This window comes from Acidovorax sp. LjRoot204 (assembly GCF_056175785.1).
Genome location: NZ_JBGFFF010000094.1, coordinates 1 through 18,850, shown reverse-complemented (window position 1 = coordinate 18,850; position 18,850 = coordinate 1). Strand labels below are relative to the sequence as shown.

Below are 18,850 nucleotides of genomic sequence, written 5' to 3'. Positions count from 1 at the left end.
GCTGTGTCCGAAGCAGCCCGTTCCGAATAACCCGATCCAGGAGAACTCATCATGGACGTCATCATTGCTTTGGGTCTGATCGTGGTGCTGTTCGCAGTGCTCGGATCGGGCCTGTGGATCGGCCTGTCACTGCTGGCAGTGGCCTTGGTCGGCATGGAGTTTTTTACTAACCGCCCGGTGGGCGACAGCATGATGCTGACCATCTGGGGGTCTACCTCCAGCTGGACACTGACGGCTCTGCCGCTGTTTTTGTGGATGGGCGAGATCCTTTTCCGCAGCAAGCTGTCGAGCAGCATGTTCAAGGGCCTGGCGCCCTGGCTGGAGCGCCTACCAGGCCGCCTTTTGCATGTGAATGTGGTGGGCTGCACCATCTTTGCCGCGATCTCGGGCTCGTCGGCCGCTACCTGCGCCACCATCGGCAAGATCACCTTGCCTGAACTCAAGCAGCGCGGCTATCCCGAAGATATCTCCGTGGGCACGCTGGCTGGTGCGGGCACCCTGGGTCTGCTGATTCCGCCGTCGATCATCATGATCGTCTATGGCGTGGCGGCCAACGTTTCGATCTCCAAGCTGTTCCTGGCAGGGGTGATTCCGGGGCTGATGCTGGCTGCTCTGTTCATGGGCTACATCGTCGTGTGGGCCCTGTTCAACAAAGACAAGGTGCCTGCGCCTGACGCGCGCCTCAGCTTTGTGCAAAAGCTGTATGCCTCCCGCCACCTGATTCCGGTCGTGTCGCTCATCGTCGTGGTGCTGGGCGCCATCTACAGCGGCATTGCCACCGCCACCGAAGCTGCCGCGCTGGGTGTGGCCGGGTCGTTGATTCTGGCCAAGATTGAGGGCTCGCTGAACTGGGAGCGTTTCAAGGAAGGGCTGGTCGCCGCCTGCCGCGTGTACTGCATGATCGGCCTCATCCTGGCGGGTGCCGCGTTCCTCACGCTGGCCATGGGCTTCATTGGCCTGCCACGGCACCTGGCCGAGTTCATCGGCGCGCTGCACCTGTCGCCCTTTGCGCTGATGCTACTGCTCATCGTGTTCTTCATTGTGCTGGGCTGCTTCCTGGACGGCATCTCCATGGTGGTGCTGACCATCGCGGTGTTGCTGCCCACGGTGGAGGCTGCAGGCTTTGACCTGGTGTGGTTCGGCATCTTCATCGTGCTGGTGGTCGAGATGGCGCAGATCACGCCGCCTGTGGGCTTCAACCTCTTCGTGTTGCAGGGCATGACGCGGCGCGAAGTGACCTGGATCGCACGCACGGCGCTGCCTCTGTTTGCTCTGATGATCGTTGCGGTCGTGATGACGTACTTCGTGCCGGATGTCGTGCTCTGGCTGCCACGCCAGATGCAGGGCTGACCCCCAGCACCCACGCCTGAAACGTCCGCGCAGGAGTTCCCCATGAAGACCTTGGTGTTGTTGGCTGCGTTCGCCGTGGCCCCGGTGCTGCACGCCCAGACCCAGTGGAAGCTGGCCACGGGCTACCGCGCGGAGTCGTTTCATACCCGCAATCTCGTGCAGTTTGCGCAGGATGTGGAGCGTGCTTCGGCCGGTGCGTTGCACATCGAGGTTCACGCCAACAACGCCTTGTTCAAGCTGAACGAGATCCCCCAGGCCGTGCAGGAGGGCAAGGCCCAGGCGGGAGAGACCATCATGACCAACCTGGTGCGGGACATCCCCATCGCAGGGGCGGATGCCGTGCCCTTTGTGGTGCGCAGCTATGCCGACGCGCGGCGCATGTGGGACGTGCAGCGCCCTTTGATCGAGTCGCACATGGCCAGCAAGGGGCTCAAAGCGTTGTACGCCGTGCCCTGGCCGCCGCAGGGGCTGTTCTCGATCAACCCCGTGCGCTCGTCCGCCGACTTCAAGGGCACGCGCATGCGCACCTACAACCCCGGGACCGTGCGCATTGCCGAACTGCTGGGCGCCACGCCCGTGGATGTGCCCATGGTGGAAGTCAACCAGGCTCTGTCGGCCGGCAAGCTCGATTCCATGATCACCTCAGCCCTCACCGGGGTCGAGAACCAGGTCTGGGGACAGATCAAGCAGTACTACGGCATCAACGCCTGGTTTCCCAAGAACATCGTGTTTGTGAATCAGCAGGCTTTTGACGCACTGCCTGCACCCGCACGCCAGGCGGTGACCAAGGCCGCCGCCGAGGCAGAGACGCGCGGCTGGGCCATGAGCGCTGCGGTGGCCGAAGAGTCGGTGACCGAGCTGCAGCGCAAGGGCATCAAGGTGGATCGTGCGCCAGCGGATTTTGATGCCGAACTCAAGCGCCTGGGCGAACGGTTCTCGCGCGAGTGGGTGCGCTCGGTGGGCAGCGAGGCCAACCAGATCTTCATCCCGTACTACACGCAGCGCTGAACTTTCCTGCACGTCTTTCAGGAGAAGCACCATGCACACGCCCTCGGACACCATCGAGATGTACCTGCGCGCCAAGGATCTCAATCGCCCGCACCTCATCGCGCAAGCCTTTGCCGGTGGCGCGCTGCTGCAGATGGAAATGCTCCAGGGCGACGGGCAGACCCCGGCATGCACCCTGGGCCGCGAGGCCATTGCCGAGACCCTGGTGCGCAACTTTGGCCGCGCCTATGAAAACGCCTACACCTTTTGCCTGACCGATCCCCCGGCACCGGCCCGCACAGACTTTCACTGCCTGTGGCTGTCTGCCATGACGGCCAAGGACAACCGCGCCGTGTGCGTGACTGGCGGCCAATACCACTGGCGATTTGCTCCCGGCAACCGCCTGGCGCAAGAGCTGCGCATCGTGATCGACACCATGCAGACCCTCCCGCCGGTAGACATCTTGCCCGTGATGGCCTGGGCCGCGTCCTTGGCGGGCCCCTGGTGCCCCGTCGAGCTGGCCCTTGCCTCCGCTCCCCCCATTCCTGCCGTGTGGCAGGTCATGCAAAGGCTGGCACCCGCCAGCGTTGCCATGGCCTAGCCACACCGCCACCACCTCTTTCAATTTTTTTTATCTCGGAGCCACTACACCATGACCACCATCACACCCCAAACGCACACCCTACGCTGGCAGTTCTGGATCGACCGGGGCGGTACCTTCACCGATATCGTGGCGAAGCGGCCCGATGGATCGCTGACCACCCACAAATTGTTGTCCGAGAACCCCGAGCAGTACAAGGACGCGGCCGTGGCAGGCATTCGTCACCTGCTGGGCCTGAAGCCTGGCGAGCCCGTCACGCCCGCGCTGGTGGAGTGCGTGAAGATGGGCACCACGGTGGCCACCAACGCGCTGCTGGAGCGCAAGGGCGAGCCCACGCTGCTGGTCACCACACGCGGCTTTCGCGATGCGTTGCGCATCGCGTACCAGAACCGCCCGCGCCTGTTTGACCGCCACATCCAGCTGCCCGAGCTGCTTTACACCGAAGTCATCGAGGCCCGCGAACGCATGGGCGCCCATGGCGATGTGTTGCAGAACCTTGACGAAGCCACCCTGCGGGGTGACCTGCTGGCGGCGTACGGGCGCGGGCTGCGCAGCGTGGCCATTGTGTTCATGCACGGCTATCGCTACACGCAACACGAGCAGGCGGCAAAGCGTGTTGCCAAGGAGGTCGGCTTCACGCAGATCAGCGCCTCGCATGAAACCAGCCCCATGATGAAGTTCGTGAGCCGGGGCGACACCACGGTGGTGGATGCCTACCTGTCTCCCATCCTGCGCCGCTACGTGGAGCAGGTGGCCAGCGAGATGCCGGGCGTCAAGCTGTTCTTCATGCAGTCCTCCGGTGGTCTTACCGACGCAGGCACCTTCCAGGGCAAGGACGCGATCCTCTCCGGCCCCGCAGGCGGCATTGTGGGCATGGCGCGCACGGCGGGCCTGGCCGGACACGAAAAGGTCATCGGCTTTGACATGGGCGGAACGTCCACCGATGTGAGCCACTACGCCGGTGCGTTCGAGCGCGAGTTTGAGACCCACGTGGCCGGTGTGCGCATGCGCGCCCCCATGATGAGCATCCACACGGTGGCGGCTGGCGGTGGCTCGGTGCTGGCCTACGACGGTGCTCGTTTTCGCGTCGGCCCTGAGAGCGCAGGCGCCAATCCAGGCCCGGTGAGCTACCGCCGCGGCGGCCCGCTGGCTGTGACCGATGCCAACGTGATGGTCGGCAAGGTGCAGCCCCGTTACTTCCCCAGTGTGTTCGGCCCCGCAGCCAACGAAACGCTGGACGTCGATGCGGTGCGCGCGCGATTTGAAGAAATTGCTTCGCAGACGCAGCGCAGGCCCGAAGAAGTGGCCGAAGGCTTCATCCAGATTGCCGTGCAGCAGATGGCGAACGCCATCAAGAAGATCAGCGTGGCGCGCGGTTACGACGTGACGCGCTACACCCTGCAGTGTTTTGGTGGCGCCGGTGGGCAGCATGCCTGCCTRGTGGCGGATGCCTTGGGCATGTCGCGCGTATTTGTACACCCGTTGGCTGGGGTGCTCAGCGCCTACGGCATGGGCCTGGCCGACCAGACCGTGATCCGCGAGCAGGCGGTGGAGATGCCGCTGGCGGCTGAATCCCTGCCACTGATCGCTGAGCGCCTGGATACGCTGGGTTCTGCCGCGCAGGCCGAGCTGGAGCGCCAACAGGTCAGTGCGAACCCGGTGCAGGTACGCCACAACGTGCATGTGCGCTACGAGGGCACCGACTCGGCTCTGGTGGTGCCTTTTGGCGACATGGCCAGCATCCAGACGGCCTTTGAGGCCGCCTACCGCCAGCGTTTTGCGTTCCTCATGGCGGGCAAGGGCCTGGTGGTGGAGGCCGTGTCGGTCGAGGCCATGATTGCCGGTGACGCCCCCGCCGAGCCGCGCTTGCCCGTGCACTCGCACCGCAAGCATCCGCAGCGCGAGGTGGTCAAGATGTACTCGGGCGGTGCCTGGCACGATGCGGCCCTGGTGGTGCGCGAGGACCTGCACCCCGGCGACGTGATCCCCGGCCCGGCCATCATTGCCGAGAAGAACACCACCACCGTGGTGGAGCCCGGCTGGTCTGCGCGCCTGACCGACCTGGACCATTTGGTGCTGGACCGCGTGACGGCCCGCAAGGTGCAGCACGCCGCAGGCACCACGGTGGACCCGGTGCTGCTGGAGGTCTTCAACAACCTGTTCATGAACATCGCCGAGCAGATGGGGCTGCAACTGCAGAACACGGCGTATTCGGTCAACATCAAGGAGCGTCTGGACTTCAGCTGTGCGCTGTTCGACGCGGCCGGCAACCTGATCGCCAACGCGCCCCACATGCCCGTGCACCTGGGCAGCATGGGCGAGAGCATCAAGACCGTGATCCGCGAGAACGCGGGCAAGATGCACCCAGGCGATGTGTACATGCTCAACGACCCGTACCACGGTGGCACCCACTTGCCCGATGTGACAGTGATCACCCCGGTGTACGTGGCCGAGGGCAACGAGCCCACGTTTTATGTGGGCAGCCGGGGCCACCATGCGGACATTGGCGGCACCACGCCGGGGTCCATGCCACCGTTCTCCACGCGCATTGATGAAGAAGGCGTGCAGATCAACAACGTGAAGCTGGTGGACCGGGGCATCTTTCTGGAAGAGGAGGTGCGCACCCTGCTGGCCACGGGCGGCGGCACCACGCCGTACCCCAGCCGCAACCCGCAGCAAAACCTGGCTGACCTGCGCGCACAGATCGCTGCGAACGAGAAGGGCGTGCAAGAACTGTCGAAGATGGTGGACCAGTTTGGCCTGGATGTCGTGCAGGCCTACATGCGCCATGTGCAGGACAACGCCGAAGAGTCCGTGCGCCGTGTGATCACGCAGCTCAAGGACGGCAGCTTCACCCTGCCGCTGGACAATGGCGCGCAGATCAGCGTGTCGGTCAAGGTCAATGTGGCCGAGCGCCGTGCGGTCATCGACTTTGCAGGCACCAGTCCGCAGCAGATGAACAACTTCAACGCCCCCCGCGCCGTGTGCATGGCGGCCGTGCTGTATGTGTTCCGCACGCTGGTGGACGAYGACATTCCGCTCAACGCSGGYTGCCTCAAGCCCCTGCAGGTGATCATTCCGCAAGGCTCCATGCTCAACCCCAACCCGCCGGCCTCGGTGGTGKCGGGCAAYGTSGAGACCTCSACCTGCATCACCAACGCGCTGTTTGGCGCSCTGGGCGTGATGGCSGSKAGCCAGCCCACCATGAACAACTTCACCTTCGGCAATGCGCAGTACCAGTACTACGAAACCATTGCCGGTGGCAGCGGTGCGGGCGCGGTGCTGGACGCCTCGGGCCGGGCGGTGCGCGGCTTTGACGGCACCAGCGTGGTCCAGACCCACATGACCAACTCGCGCCTGACCGACCCCGAGGTGCTGGAGTTCCGCTTCCCGGTGGTGCTCGACAGCTACGAGATCCAGCGCGGCTCGGGCGGTGCTGGCCGCTGGGCGGGCGGGGACGGCGGCGTGCGGCGCGTGCGTTTCCTGGAGGCGATGACGGCCAGCATCCTGTCCAACGGGCGACTGAACCCGGCCTTTGGCATGGCGGGCGGCCAGCCCGGCAGGCCTGGTGCCAACCGCGTGCTGCGTGCCAATGGCCAGGTGGAGGAGCTGGGCCACATTGGCGCGGCGCTGATGGAGCCTGGCGATGTGTTCGAGATCGCCACCCCCGGCGGTGGCGGCTTTGGCGAATGTGTCACGTCCTGACGTGATGGCCCGCTGACCCCGGTGGGGCAGGTGTTGTGTGCTCTGAGCCTTTGGGGGCGCACGGTGCATGGCGCTGGCCACCACCGGCTTCCACCCCCGCATGGTGCGGGAAATGAAACAGGAGAACGCTCATGAACTATTTGCCCGCCACTTCCGGGGCGCCTGGCGGCGCCGCCTTCTCCGCCGCACCGGCCGACGCGGAGTTCAGCCGTGCCGTGCCAGACGCTGCCGCACAGAGCCCTGCACCTGCGCGGCACCGCCGGACTCTGAGCGTGGGGCAAAAGCTGGCGGCCAGCTTTGGCATTCTGGGCTTTGCGGTGGCGCTGCTGGGGGCCACCACCTGGCTCACAGGGCAGGACACGAGCCGTCAGGCCACGTTGCTGACCACGGAGCAATTGCCCATCGAACGCACCGTGCGCGACTGGAAAACCCAGTCGGTCTATATCGGCCAGATTGCATTGCGTGCCACGCTGTCGTCCGATGTGTTCCCCCTGGTGGCCGAAATGCGCAATCAGATCGCCGCCGAAGACGCCATGCGTAAGCGCATTGATGAAGCGCTGACCAAGGCGTCTTCCAGCGAGAGCGCGAGGCCGCTGTGGGCACAGGCCCAGGCCGAACGCCAGAAATATGCCGCGCTGCGGGACGCACTGGTGCGAAACGCCCTGGAAGCCAAGATCATCAGCCAGAAAGAGCTGCAGGAGCACGCCGCCGCGTTGACCCAATACCTGCGGTCCATCGACCAGTTGCTTGCAGCGTCCGAACAGTCCTCCCTGAAGGCGGGCGACAGCATGATTGCCGACGCGTCCCGTGCTCAATGGGTCAGCGCCGTGGCCGTGCTGGTGGTGGTGGCGCTGTCGGCGCTGTTTGGCTGGCTGCTGCGGCGCTCCATCGTGCTGCCGCTGCGCCAGGCCTCCGAGGCGGCCGCTGTGGTGGCGCGGGGCGACCTCACAGTGCGTATGCAAACCCAGCGTACCGACGAGATCGGCCAGTTGCTCACGGCGCTGGACAAGATGGTCGAGTCGCTGCACTACGTGGTGACCGAGGTGCGTGACTCGGGCGAATCCATCCATGTGGCCAGCTCCGAAGTGGCCGCGGGCAACACCGACCTGAGCATGCGCACCGAGCACGCGGCCAGCAACCTGCAGCAGACCGCGGCCAGCATTGCCCAGCTGGCGCAGATGGTGGCGGCCAATGCCGACAGCACTCGCCAGGCCAACGCGCTGGCGCTCAACGCCACCGAGGTGGCCAGCAAGGGGGGCGAAGTGGTCCACCAGGTGGTCAAGACCATGGAGGAGATCAATGCTAGCAGCAAGAAGATCGCCGACATCGTGGGCATCATCGATGGCATTGCGTTCCAGACCAACATCCTCGCGCTCAATGCGGCTGTGGAGGCAGCGCGTGCGGGTGAGCAGGGGCGCGGCTTTGCCGTGGTGGCCAGCGAGGTGCGGGGCCTGGCCGGGCGCAGCGCCAATGCGGCGCGCGAGATCAAGGCGCTGATCTCCACCAGCGTGGACAAGGTGAGTGACGGCGCCCGGCTGGTGGTGACCGCAGGTTCCACGATGGGCGACATCGTGCAAAGCGTGGAGCGTGTGACCACGCTGATGTCCGAGATCAACGAGGCCAGCAGCGAGCAGAGCACGCAGATCGGCCAGGTGAGCCAGGCGGTGGACCAACTCGACCACATGACACAGCAGAACGCCGCGTTGGTGGAGCAGGGCGCCGCAGCGGCACAGAGCCTCAAGGACCAGGCCAACCGGCTGGCGGGTGCGATGGGACAGTTTCAACTCACGCGCGCCGCCGCGTGACGGACGTTTCGCTGTAGATCGGGCTGATCTCCATAAAAGAGGGCCTGCGGTGCAGGCCCTTCAAGCGCAAGGCGCTATGAATTTTGAAGAAGCTTACATGCCCGCGTAGTTCGGGCCACCGCCGCCTTCCGGCGTGACCCACACGATGTTCTGTGTGGGGTCCTTGATGTCGCAGGTCTTGCAGTGCACGCAGTTCTGCGCATTGATCTGCAGGCGCTGGGCATCACCGCCCTTGGTCGTGTCGGGCACAAACTCGTACACGCCCGCCGGGCAATAGCGCGCCTCGGGGCCGGCGTATTTGGCCAGGTTGATGTTGACCGGCACGCTCGGGTCCTTGAGCGTGAGGTGGGCGGGCTGGTTCTCTTCGTGGTTCGTGTTGCTGATGAACACGCTGGAGAGGCGGTCAAACGTGAGCTTGCCATCGGGCTTGGGATAGACGATGGGCTTGCACTCGGCGGCGGGCTTCAGGTACGCGTGGTCGGGCTTGTCGCGGTGCAGCGTCCAGGGGATGTGGCCGCGCAGCACGAACTGCTCGAAACCGTTCATCAGCGTGGCCGTGTTCAGGCCGTACTTGAACCAGTTCTTGAAGTTGCGGTCCTTGTTCAGCTCSGTGTRSAGCCAGCTCTTYTCGAASGCKKCSGGGTAGGCSGTSAGCTCGTCGTGCTGGCGGCCKGCCWSCACSGCGWCGWAGGCSGCTTCGGCGGCCAGCATGCCGGTCTTGATGGCGGCGTGGCTGCCCTTGATGCGRCYSACGTTCAGGTAGCCCGCATTGCAGCCCACCAGGGCGCCGCCTGGGAACACGGTCTTGGGCAGGGCGTTGATGCCGCTGGCGTTGATGGCACGTGCACCGTAGGACAGGCGCTTGGCCGTGATCTCGCCCTTCTCATTTTCGAAGTAGTAGCGGACGTTGGGGTGTGTCTTCCAGCGCTGGAACTCCTCGAACGGGCTCAGGTAGGGGTTGGCATAACCCAGCCCCGTGACGAAGCCCAGCGCCACCTTGTTGCCCTCCAGGTGGTACAGGAAGGCGCCGCCGTAGGTGTCGTTCTCCATGGGCCAGCCAGCGGTGTGCATCACAAACCCGGGCTGGTGCTTCTTGGGGTCGATTTCCCAGAGTTCCTTCACGCCAATGCCAAAGCTCTGCGGGTCGCGGTCCTTGTCGAGCTGGTACTTGGCGATCAGCTGCTTGCCCAGGTGGCCGCGTGCGCCTTCGGCAAACACSGTGTAYTTGCCCAGCAGYTCCATGCCGAGCTGGAAGTTTTCGGTGGGCTCGCCATCCTTGCCAATGCCCATGTTGCCGGTGGCCACGCCCTTGACGGAGCCGTTGTCGTTGTAGAGCACTTCAGCGGCCGTAAAGCCGGGGAAGATTTCCACGCCCAGAGCTTCGGCCTGTTCGCCCAGCCACTTGGTCAGGTTGCCCAGGCTGATGATGTAGTTGCCATGGTTCTGCGCAAACGGCGGCAGGAACATGTTGGGCACACGAAAGCCCGATTTTTCAGACAGGAAGATGTAGGCGTCGTCGGTGACGGGCTGGTTCAGGGGCGCGCCGCGCTTTTTCCAGTCGGGGATCAGCTCGGTGAGGGCCTTGGGGTCCATGATGGCGCCCGACAGGATGTGTGCACCGGGTTCGGAGCCTTTTTCGAGCACCACCACCGAGACGTCCTGGCCTTTTTCGGCCGCCAGTTGCTTCAGGCGGATCGCAGTGGCAAGGCCGCCAGGGCCGCCGCCAACGACCACCACGTCGTATTCCATGGATTCGCGGGGGCCGTATTGGGCGAGGATTTCTTCGTTGGTCATGGGCTTCTCGTCGGGCGTTTGATAATGGATTATTTTCTACAGAGCGCCGGCCGCGCCCTGTCTGTCTGGCGACTGATTGTATTCACGGAATATAGACAATCGAACGACCGTTCTATTTTGATCAGTAGGGAGACTCTAAATGGCATACAGCATCGACTTGTCCGGCCGCGTGGCCTTCATCACGGGCGCGTCCAGCGGCCTGGGCGCGCAGTTTGCCCGCACCCTGGCCCGCGCTGGCGCAGGCGTCGTGCTGGCCAGCCGCCGGGTGGAAAAACTCAAGGAGCTGCGCGCGCGCATCGAAGGCGAGGGCGGTGATGCCCATGTGATCGAACTCGATGTGACCGACCACGACTCCATCAAGTCCGCCGTGGCCCATGCCGAGACCGAAATGGGCTCCATCGACATTCTGGTCAACAACTCGGGCGTGAGCACCACGCAGCGCATCCAGGACGTGACGCCCGAGGACTATGACTTCATCTTCGACACCAATGTGAAGGGCGCCTTCTTTGTGGCGCAAGAGGTGGGCAAGCGCATGCTGGCCCGCTCCCGCGGTGCAGCGCCGGGCAGCTTCACCGGCGGTCGCATCATCAATATCGCTTCGATGGCGGSSCTGAAGGTGCTGCCGCAGATCGGCGCCTAYTGCATGAGCAAGGCAGCTGTGGTGCAGATGACCCGGGCGATGGCCCTGGAGTGGGGCCGGTTCGGCATCAACGTGAATGCGATCTGCCCCGGCTACATCGACACGGAAATCAACCACCACCACTGGCAGACCGAGCAGGGCAAGAAGCTCATGGACATGCTGCCGCGCAAGCGCGTGGGCCAGCCGCAGGACCTGGATGCGCTGCTGGTGATGCTGGCCAGTGACCAGAGCCATTTTGTGAATGGCGCGGTGATCGCAGCCGACGACGGCTTCGCGGTCTGATCCCTGGGGCACGAGCGGGTATGAAGATCGAAATCCCTGAGGTCAAGAAGCTGGTCTTTGAGATGCGGTTCCCGGTGCGCTGGGGCGACATGGATGCGATGGGCCATGTCAACAACACCGTGTACTTCCGCTACCTGGAAACCGCGCGCATCGAGTGGATGGTGTCGGTGGGCTGCAACCCCGACCCGCGCGGACAGGGGCCTGTCATCGTCAATGCGTTCTGCAATTTCTACAAGCAGCTCGAATACCCGGCCGACGTGTTGCTCAAGCTCTACGTGAGCGACCCGGGCCGCACCACGTTCGAGACCTGGGGCACGATGGAGCGCGTGGACCAGCCGGGCGTGATATGCGCAGCGGGCGGAGCTACGACGATCTGGGTGGACTTTCCGCAGCAGAAGGCCGCGCCGCTGCCCGACTGGATGCGGACGCTGGTGACTGCCAGCTGACCGTCCGTCCCGTCACTTGAGCCCCGTGGCGGGGGCTGGTGGCTCATTTTTTGGACTATTCGGCCGGTAGCGCACGTGATAAATGCCTTGATTGCTATTAAAAAGATAGTGTTTGGGCGATTTGCACCGGTGGTTTGACGACAGAGTGGAAGGCAAGCCTCTGCGAGCACCCAGCACCCGTGCCACTTCTTCCCTCTGCTGGTGGCCCTGCGGTAGCCAGTGAATACGGCTCCACAGGCACCCAGGCGCGGAGCACTGTGCCCATACCGCCGACCCCATACCGCGCCTTCTCATTCAACCTCCTGTTCTTTTTGTTACCTGTTAGGATGACTTCGGCAACGATAGAAGAAAACGAATAGAGCCGGGGAGGGGACTTCCAACACCGCACCGACGTGCTGCTTTGTGCTTTCTGAATGAATTCAACCATCCCAGCAAGCGCGGCTGCCAGCAGCATCAACAAGGTGACCAATCTGGTCATCGCGTCGGTTCTCTTCATGTTTGGCCTGTACGCCTTTGACGAATGGAGGCAGGTCAAGGACCGTGAAGAGGAGCACATGCAGTCCAACCTGGTGCTGCTGACGCGGACGCTGGACACCTTCTTTCTCTCCAAACGCGCTGGCCTGTTCAGCCTGGCAGAAACCATCGCCATCTCGCCCGGTGGTATCGACAACCTGGCGCTGGCACAGCAACTGCTGACGGACTACCGCAAGCACCGCCCCGAAGTCAGCGAGATATCCCTGAGCGAAATGAACGGCAAGGTGCTGGCCTCGTCCCATGCGGCGGACAGGAACGGCCAACCCGGCCTGGTGGATCAATCCGGCTTTCAAGACTTTGCGCGGGACACTAAGGACCAGCACGACATCTACCTGGGACGACCCCAGCGCGACGCGCAGAGCCAGGACTGGGTGTTCACGCTGCGTTATGTGCTGCGGGATGCGCAAGGCAAGCCCCGGGCGGTGCTGACAGATGTGTTTCCGGTCGATTTTCTGGAGTCGCTCTGGAAAGACGCGCCGCTGGTGCAGCAGCTCACAGTGGGTGTGCTGCGCGATGACGGCTACCTGATGACCCGCTTTCCGGTGCCCGCCACGGTCACCAAGGACGAGGTGTATGGCATGCGTCGGGACGGGGTGCTGGTACGGTATCTCGCGCAGCACCAGTTCCCCCTGCAAGGGCGGGTCGAGGGACCCAATGCGCTGTTGAAGGGGCAGAACTTTATCAACCTGTTCCACCGGCTCGACAGGCTCCCTGCGACCGTCTTTGTCGGGCAGCCCGAGAGTCGGTTCTTTCAGGTCTGGGCCCGCAGCATCGACACTCCCCTGGCGCTCACGGCGCTGTTGCTGGTGTTTATCAAGCTCGTGTCGCTGCGCCTCGCTCGCCGCGAGCACGAAGCCGAGCAGCAGCGGCTGGCGGTGGAAAGGGTGCTGCGTGAGAGCGAGACCGAGCAGCGCTCCCTCATCGACAACCTGATGACGGGTCTGGTCATCCACGATGCGACGGGCGCTGTGGTGCGATGCAACGCCGAGGCCAGTAACCTGCTGGGGCTGAGTTTTGAGCAGATGACCRGCAAGCAGCTGATCGACCCGGCCTGGTCCTTCGTGAACGAGCAGGGGGCCGTCATGCCGGTTTCCGACTACCCCGCCTCCCGGGTGCTTGCGACCCGTGAACCTGTCAACGGGGTGGTGGGAGGCATCGTCCGTGGCAAGGATGCAGGCATCTGCTGGGTGCTGAGCCGGGCCGACCCGTGGTTCACCACCGATGGACAGCTCGACAAGATCGTGGTGACCTTTGTCGACATCACCATGCGGCGCAAGCTGACGTCGCAACTCCAGGACCGCGAACTCAAGTTCCAGGCGCTGTTTGACAACAGCATGGACGCCGTGTTGCTGACCTCGCCCGATGGCACCGTGCTGGCCGTGAACCAGGCGGCTTGCCGGCTGTTTGACTTGAGCGAGGCACAAATCATCGCCCGGGGGCGCATGGGACTGGCTGACCCTGCCGACCCCCGACTGCAGGAGCTGCTGGTACAGCGCCAGCAGAGGGGGCAGGCGGCCGGCCTGCTGACCATGGTCCGGGGTGATGGCAGCCACTTCACCGCCGAGATCAGCTCCAGCATTTATGGCGACAGCGAAGGCCGCCAATACAGCAGCATGATCGTTCGCGACATCACGGAGCGCCTGCGCAGCCAGGCCGAGCTGGAGGCTGCCAATGCACAGATGCGCCGCATCAACGAGCAACTGGCCGAGGTGGCGCACTTTGACATGCTGACGCACCTGCCCAACCGCGTTCTGCTGGCCGACCGGCTTCAGCAGGCCATGGCGCACTGTGTGCGTCGCAACAAGTCGCTGGCGGTGGCGTTTCTGGATCTGGATGGTTTCAAGGACATCAACGACCGGTATGGCCATGCGGCGGGCGACGAGTTTCTGGTGGCGATTGCCAAGCGTCTGCGGTCTGCTCTGCGCGATGGCGACACGCTGGCGCGTATTGGTGGGGACGAGTTTGTGGCCGTCATGACCGACCTGACGGCCGWGCAGGACTGCGAGCCCCTGCTGTTGCGGCTGTTGCAGGTGGCGGCCGAGTCGTTGCTGGTAAGCGGGCAATCCCTGCAGGTGTCAGCCAGCATCGGCGTCACCATCTACCCGCAGGATGGTTCCAGTTCGGAGCAGCTCATCCGCCATGCCGACCAGGCCATGTACCTGGCCAAGCAGGCGGGCAAGAATCGGTTCCACCTGTTTGATGTGGCCAGCGATGCAGCCATCCGGATCAAGCGCGAAAGCCTGGAGCAGATTGCCACCGCCATCGCTCAGCGGGAGCTGGTGCTGTACTACCAGCCCCAGGTCAACATGCAGACAGGTGAGGTGGTGGGGATGGAGGCGCTGGTCCGCTGGTTGCATCCGCAGCGGGGCCTGCTGGCCCCGAGCCAGTTCCTGCCGGTGATTGAAGACCACGACATGGCGATTGCGATTGGCGAGCGGGTGCTGGACATGGCCCTGTCCCAAATGGCGCAGTGGCTGGCGGTGGGGCTGCGCATGCCGGTCAGCGTCAACGTGTTCTCCAAGCAGCTCCAGCAAGAGGACTTTGTGCACAAGCTGCGCCAGGCACTGGCCGCGCATCCCTCGGTGCCTTCGTCGGCGCTGGAGCTGGAGATTGTGGAGACCAGCGCGTTGCAGGACATGGCCCAGGTATCTGGCCTGATGCACGCATGCGCCGAACTGGGCGTGCGGTTTGCTCTGGACGATTTTGGGACCGGTTATTCGTCGCTGACCTACCTGAAAAAGCTGCCTGCAGAGCTGCTCAAGATCGACCAGAGCTTTGTGCGCGACATGCTCGAAGACCGCGACGACCTGGCCATTGTGCAGGGTGTGGTGGGCCTGTCCAAAGCGTTCAACCGCAAGGTGATTGCCGAAGGTGTGGAGACCGTGGACCACGGCCGCATGCTGCTGGCCATGGGCTGTGTGCTGGGCCAGGGCTATGGCATTGCGCGGCCCATGCCCGCGCAGCAGGTACCGGGCTGGCTGGACCAGTGGCAGGCGCAGCAGCCCTGGGTGCGCGAGACCGATACAGACTTGCCGGCCTGAGGTCCTGAGGTCCTGAGGTCATGCGGAGCATCGCGCGGGTATCGGTCCGTTGAGTCGCTGTGGGACGACCTTTATCGTGGGGGCAGGGCAACACATTGCGCCAGAGGCATGCCCTGTGCCTCTGAGGCGCCCAGCAGCAAAAGGCGCTGCAGTTCTGGCAAATAACGGATGGCTGTCTGCGGTGCGCTGTAGCCGTTGCTGTTGTTCAGGCGTTCTTGCATGCGCAGCACAAGACGGCTGGGCAGGTGTTCGATGCTGAGGGTGCGCACACCCGTGTAGAAGGTGGTCTCTATGGTGCCTTCGGTGCCGAAAAAGCCGCCACCCACGCGCGCCGCGCGGCGCCGGCCCTCGAAGGTCGTGGTGATGCGCAGTTTGTCGTCACGGCTGGTACAGCTCCCCTCGAAGGCCGCAGCGCACTCCATGGGCAGCGGATTCTGTTGCACCAGCACTGCCTGCACGGATGGGGTGTGCAGCAGTGCGGGGGGCACGGGCTCCAGGCGTACGCAATCGGCGGTGGGTACGACCTGCCACGCCGTAGCGCCCGGCGAGTCAGGGATTTGCAGGCGCGGGCCTGCAACACCCGCACCGAGGTAGTAAGTGGGCGCCGCCCCCGTGCTGGACTCTTCGCGGAAGAGCGAGGCGGACCGCAACGGCGACAGCGCGCCAGCGGGCACGGCCACAGTCAAAGGGCGAAGGGGCAGCGTGCCCTCCGGTGGCCCAAACCCTGCGGCCTGTACCGCAGGGGCGGCCAGCACCCAAAGCCAGATCGTTCGTGCGGAGCGCATGGTTTGGATCRGGCCGCAGGCTTGGCCTTGGGCACACGGCCCATCAGATAGAACTCTGGGTTGGGCTGCATGCCCGCAAAGCTGGCCATGCGGTTGGACAGGCCAAAGAATGCCGTGATGGCGGCGATGTCCCAGATGTCCTCGTCATCAAAACCATGGGGGTGCAGGGCCTCGAAATCCGTGTCGTCGATCTCGTGGGCGTTCTGGCACACCTTCATGGCGAAGTCGAGCATGGCCCGCTCCCGGGGGCTGATGTCCGCCTTGCGGTAGTTCACCGCCAACTGGTCGGCGATGAGCGGCTTCTTCTCGTAGATGCGCAGGATCGCGCCATGCGCCACCACGCAATACAGGCACTGATTGGCCGCGCTGGTGGTGGTGACGATCATCTCGCGCTCGCCCTTGGTCAGGCTGCCTTCTTCCTTGAGCATGAGCGCGTCGTGGTACGCAAAGAAGGCACGCCATTCCGCTGGTCGGCGGGCAAATGCGAGGAACACGTTGGGGATGAACCCTGCCTTCTCCTGCACTTCAAGAATCCGCGCGCGGATGTCTTCGGGCAGGGTGTTCAGATCAGGGACGGGGTAGCGGCTCACGGCAGTCTCCTCGGTTTTTGTGTGGGGTGGATAACGGATGCAAGTATCAGGGATGCCATTGTGTTGCCCGCACGGGGGCATGGGCCGGCGCGGCCGAACTGCCAGCCAGCGCGTAGGACAACTGTGTCGCTGCAGCGATCACGGTGTGYGCCAGCGCTTCGAGCTTTTCGGCGGGCAAACGCGAGGCCGGGCCTGAGATGCACACCGAGCCCATGAGCCGCCAGTGCATGCCAAACACCGGCGCCGACACGGTGGCCACGCCCTGTTCCCGTTCACCAATCGACCAGTGGTAGCCCTTCTTGCGGATCTCTTCATAGGCCTTGCCCGGCTCGCCCGAAAACGCCAGGATCACGCGGCCCGGCGAGCCCTTGTCCAGCGGCAGTCCTTCGCCCATGCGGGCGTGGTGGCGCAGCGCCTGCGGGCCTTCCACACGGACAAGGCAGGTGCGCACATTGCCTTCACGCACGTAAAACGCAGCGCTTTCGCCGGTGGCAAGGGTCAGTTCACGCAGCGCGGGCTCCAGCACGTTCTGCACGTCAAAGCCTGCCTGGTAGCGCGCACCCAGCCAGCCTGCGGCCGGGCCCAGGCGCCAGTCGCCGTCTTCGCGCTGCACCATGAACCCGGACTGCGCCAGCGTGCGGGCCAGGCGCAGTACGGTGGTCTTGTGAAGGCTGCAGCGGCGGCTCAGCTCTGCCAGGGACAGGCTGGACTCGCCCAGCGCAAAGGCCTCCAGCACCTGCAGCGCACGCGTCACGGCGATCACGCCACCGGTGTCCTTGGTCGCCGCATCGGTCGGCCCGTCTGCGCTTTTATCGGCCCCGGCAGTGGTGGCATTTGGCTGGGTGGCCTTGCGCGGGGCAGGGCGCGCGGGCGACGAGTGTGGGTTGCTCATGGCGCAATTCGTTTCATTGTGTGCAACTGCATTGTATGGGTTGAAACGCGTGCGTACATTCGCACACCACGGCGCCAGGCCCGAACAGGCCCTTGCAGACCGGCGTGACGAACCACCATAACGGAGACAAATCCATGACCGCTTTTTCATCGCTTTCACGTTCTTTGAGTGCGCGCCTGTGCGCCGCTTTCCTGGGCCTTGCGGCCGTGGCCGTGCCCCACGGCGCTGCGCAGGCGCAGACGGCCTACCCCGCCAAGGCCATCCGCCTGATTGTTCCGTTCCCCCCAGGCGGGGGCACCGACATGATCGCCCGCGCCGTGGCGCAGAAGATGGCCGACCAGAACAAGTGGAGCGTGATCGTGGACAACCGCCCCGGCGCCGGTGGCAACCTGGGGGTGGACGCTGTGGCCAAGGCCGACCCGGACGGCTACACGCTGGTGATGGGGCAGACCAGCAACCTCGCCATCAACCCCACGCTGTACAAGAAGCTGCCCTACGACCCGCTCAAGGACCTGGCGCCGGTGGCGCTGGTGTCGTCCTCGCCCATCGTGATGGCGGTGCCGGTCAATTCGCGCTTCAAGACCTTTGCCGATGTGGTGGCTGCCTCCAAGGGCAAGCCTGATGCCCTGACGCTGGGCTATTCGGGCAACGGCACCGTGGCCCATCTGGCCGGGGAACTGGCAGAGAACGCTGCTGGCATCCAGTTGCGCCACATCCCTTACAAGGGCGCGGCCCAGGCCATGACGGACCTGATGGGCGGGCAGATTGATCTGTACATGTCGTCCGTGCCCACGCTGCTGGGCCATGTGCGCAATGGCAAGCTCAAGGTCATAGCCATCACCTCGGCCCAGCGCTCGGCGCAGCTGCCGGATGTGCCCACGCTGGCGGAGTCCGGGTTCAAGGGCTTTGAGGCCGTGACCTGGTTCGGAGTGCTGGCCCCAGCCGGTACGCCCGCAGCCATCGTGGCGCAGCTGAACAAGGCCATCAACCAGGCCCTCAAGCAACCGGACGTGGCGGACAAGCTGCGCTCTGAAGGCGGCGACATCCTCGGGGGCACGTCCGAGCAGTTTGCGGCGCTGCTGCGCACCGAAGTGCCCCGCTGGTCCAAGATCGTGAAGGACTCTGGCGCCAGCCTGGACTGATCGAGCCGCCACGTTCATCCCCCGCTGACTGCCCGTCGCCATGACCCGCGATCGCCTTGTCACGCCCGTACCGTTCTCGCTGGGAACGACGGCGCCCCGTACCGCACTGCCTGCGGCGGCGTGCGACTGCCACGTGCATGTGTACGACCAGCGCTTTCCTGCTGCGCCCGGCGCCAGGCTGTTGCCGCCCGATGCGTTGGCCAGCGACTACCGCGCGCTGCAGCGGCGCCTGGGCACCGAGCGCACGGTGCTGGTC

Annotated in this window: 12 protein-coding genes and 2 pseudogenes; 10 read left to right on the top strand and 4 right to left on the bottom strand. The window is 64.5% G+C overall.

From position 1 onward, the window contains the following. The first annotated feature begins 51 nt into the window (after positions 1 to 51). The 5 genes from AC04MI_RS16455 to AC04MI_RS16435 all read left to right on the top strand — a co-directional run bounded on the left by AC04MI_RS16455 (position 52) and on the right by AC04MI_RS16435 (position 8,448). A complete protein-coding gene (locus tag AC04MI_RS16455; RefSeq protein ID WP_200947593.1) occupies positions 52 to 1,350 on the top strand; it encodes a TRAP transporter large permease in 1,299 nt (432 codons plus the stop codon). 42 nt (positions 1,351 to 1,392) lie between these two features. Then, a complete protein-coding gene (locus tag AC04MI_RS16450; protein ID WP_436078657.1) occupies positions 1,393 to 2,358 on the top strand; it encodes a TRAP transporter substrate-binding protein in 966 nt (321 codons plus the stop codon). 31 nt (positions 2,359 to 2,389) lie between these two features. Further along, positions 2,390 to 2,938 (top strand): hypothetical protein, encoded by a 549-nt coding sequence (locus AC04MI_RS16445; RefSeq protein WP_436078658.1) that lies wholly within the window; start codon positions 2,390 to 2,392, stop codon positions 2,936 to 2,938. 51 nt (positions 2,939 to 2,989) lie between these two features. Beyond that, on the top strand, positions 2,990 to 6,643 hold the full coding sequence (locus tag AC04MI_RS16440) for a hydantoinase B/oxoprolinase family protein (RefSeq protein ID WP_476498181.1): 3,654 nt from the start codon (positions 2,990 to 2,992) through the stop codon (positions 6,641 to 6,643). A 131-nt stretch (positions 6,644 to 6,774) separates the two neighbouring features. Further along, positions 6,775 to 8,448: a methyl-accepting chemotaxis protein gene (locus AC04MI_RS16435; protein WP_436078660.1), complete on the top strand. Its 1,674-nt coding sequence runs from the start codon at positions 6,775 to 6,777 to the stop codon at positions 8,446 to 8,448. A gap of 93 nt (positions 8,449 to 8,541) precedes the next feature. Here the strand turns inward: AC04MI_RS16435 and AC04MI_RS16430 are convergent, their stop codons facing one another. Beyond that, positions 8,542 to 10,242 carry an electron transfer flavoprotein-ubiquinone oxidoreductase gene (locus AC04MI_RS16430; RefSeq protein WP_476498180.1) on the bottom strand — a complete coding sequence of 567 codons (1,701 nt, stop codon included), beginning with the start codon at positions 10,240 to 10,242 and terminating at the stop codon, positions 8,542 to 8,544. A 139-nt stretch (positions 10,243 to 10,381) separates the two neighbouring features. Here AC04MI_RS16430 and AC04MI_RS16425 point away from each other — a divergent pair, with 139 nt between their 5' ends. The 3 genes from AC04MI_RS16425 (at position 10,382) to AC04MI_RS16415 (ending at position 15,185) form a co-directional block, all read left to right on the top strand. Further along, the gene (locus AC04MI_RS16425; protein WP_476498179.1) at positions 10,382 to 11,164 is read left to right on the top strand and encodes an SDR family oxidoreductase; all 783 of its coding nucleotides are present in this window, start codon (positions 10,382 to 10,384) and stop codon (positions 11,162 to 11,164) included. Between the two features lie 20 nt (positions 11,165 to 11,184). Next, positions 11,185 to 11,610 carry an acyl-CoA thioesterase gene (locus AC04MI_RS16420; RefSeq protein ID WP_056067722.1) on the top strand — a complete coding sequence of 142 codons (426 nt, stop codon included), beginning with the start codon at positions 11,185 to 11,187 and terminating at the stop codon, positions 11,608 to 11,610. A 413-nt stretch (positions 11,611 to 12,023) separates the two neighbouring features. After that, the gene (locus AC04MI_RS16415) at positions 12,024 to 15,185 is read left to right on the top strand and encodes an EAL domain-containing protein (protein WP_476498178.1); all 3,162 of its coding nucleotides are present in this window, start codon (positions 12,024 to 12,026) and stop codon (positions 15,183 to 15,185) included. Between the two features lie 71 nt (positions 15,186 to 15,256). Here the strand turns inward: AC04MI_RS16415 and AC04MI_RS16410 are convergent, their stop codons facing one another. The 3 genes and pseudogenes from AC04MI_RS16410 to AC04MI_RS16400 all read right to left on the bottom strand — a co-directional run bounded on the left by AC04MI_RS16410 (position 15,257) and on the right by AC04MI_RS16400 (position 17,452). Then, positions 15,257 to 15,865, bottom strand: a complete 609-nt coding sequence (locus AC04MI_RS16410) for a hypothetical protein (protein ID WP_476498182.1) — start codon at positions 15,863 to 15,865, stop codon at positions 15,257 to 15,259. 119 nt (positions 15,866 to 15,984) lie between these two features. Next, positions 15,985 to 16,560: pseudogene (locus tag AC04MI_RS16405) on the bottom strand (peroxidase-related enzyme); the annotation flags it as partial. A 46-nt stretch (positions 16,561 to 16,606) separates the two neighbouring features. Next, positions 16,607 to 17,452, bottom strand: coding sequence for an IclR family transcriptional regulator (locus tag AC04MI_RS16400; protein ID WP_436078664.1), 846 nt, complete (start codon positions 17,450 to 17,452; stop codon positions 16,607 to 16,609). Between the two features lie 134 nt (positions 17,453 to 17,586). Between AC04MI_RS16400 and AC04MI_RS16395 the strand changes: the two genes are divergently transcribed. Both AC04MI_RS16395 and AC04MI_RS16390 read left to right on the top strand, forming a co-directional pair. Next, positions 17,587 to 18,594 (top strand): Bug family tripartite tricarboxylate transporter substrate binding protein, encoded by a 1,008-nt coding sequence (locus AC04MI_RS16395; RefSeq protein WP_056067729.1) that lies wholly within the window; start codon positions 17,587 to 17,589, stop codon positions 18,592 to 18,594. A gap of 40 nt (positions 18,595 to 18,634) precedes the next feature. Continuing rightward, a pseudogene (locus tag AC04MI_RS16390) lies at positions 18,635 to 18,850 on the top strand (amidohydrolase family protein); the annotation flags it as partial.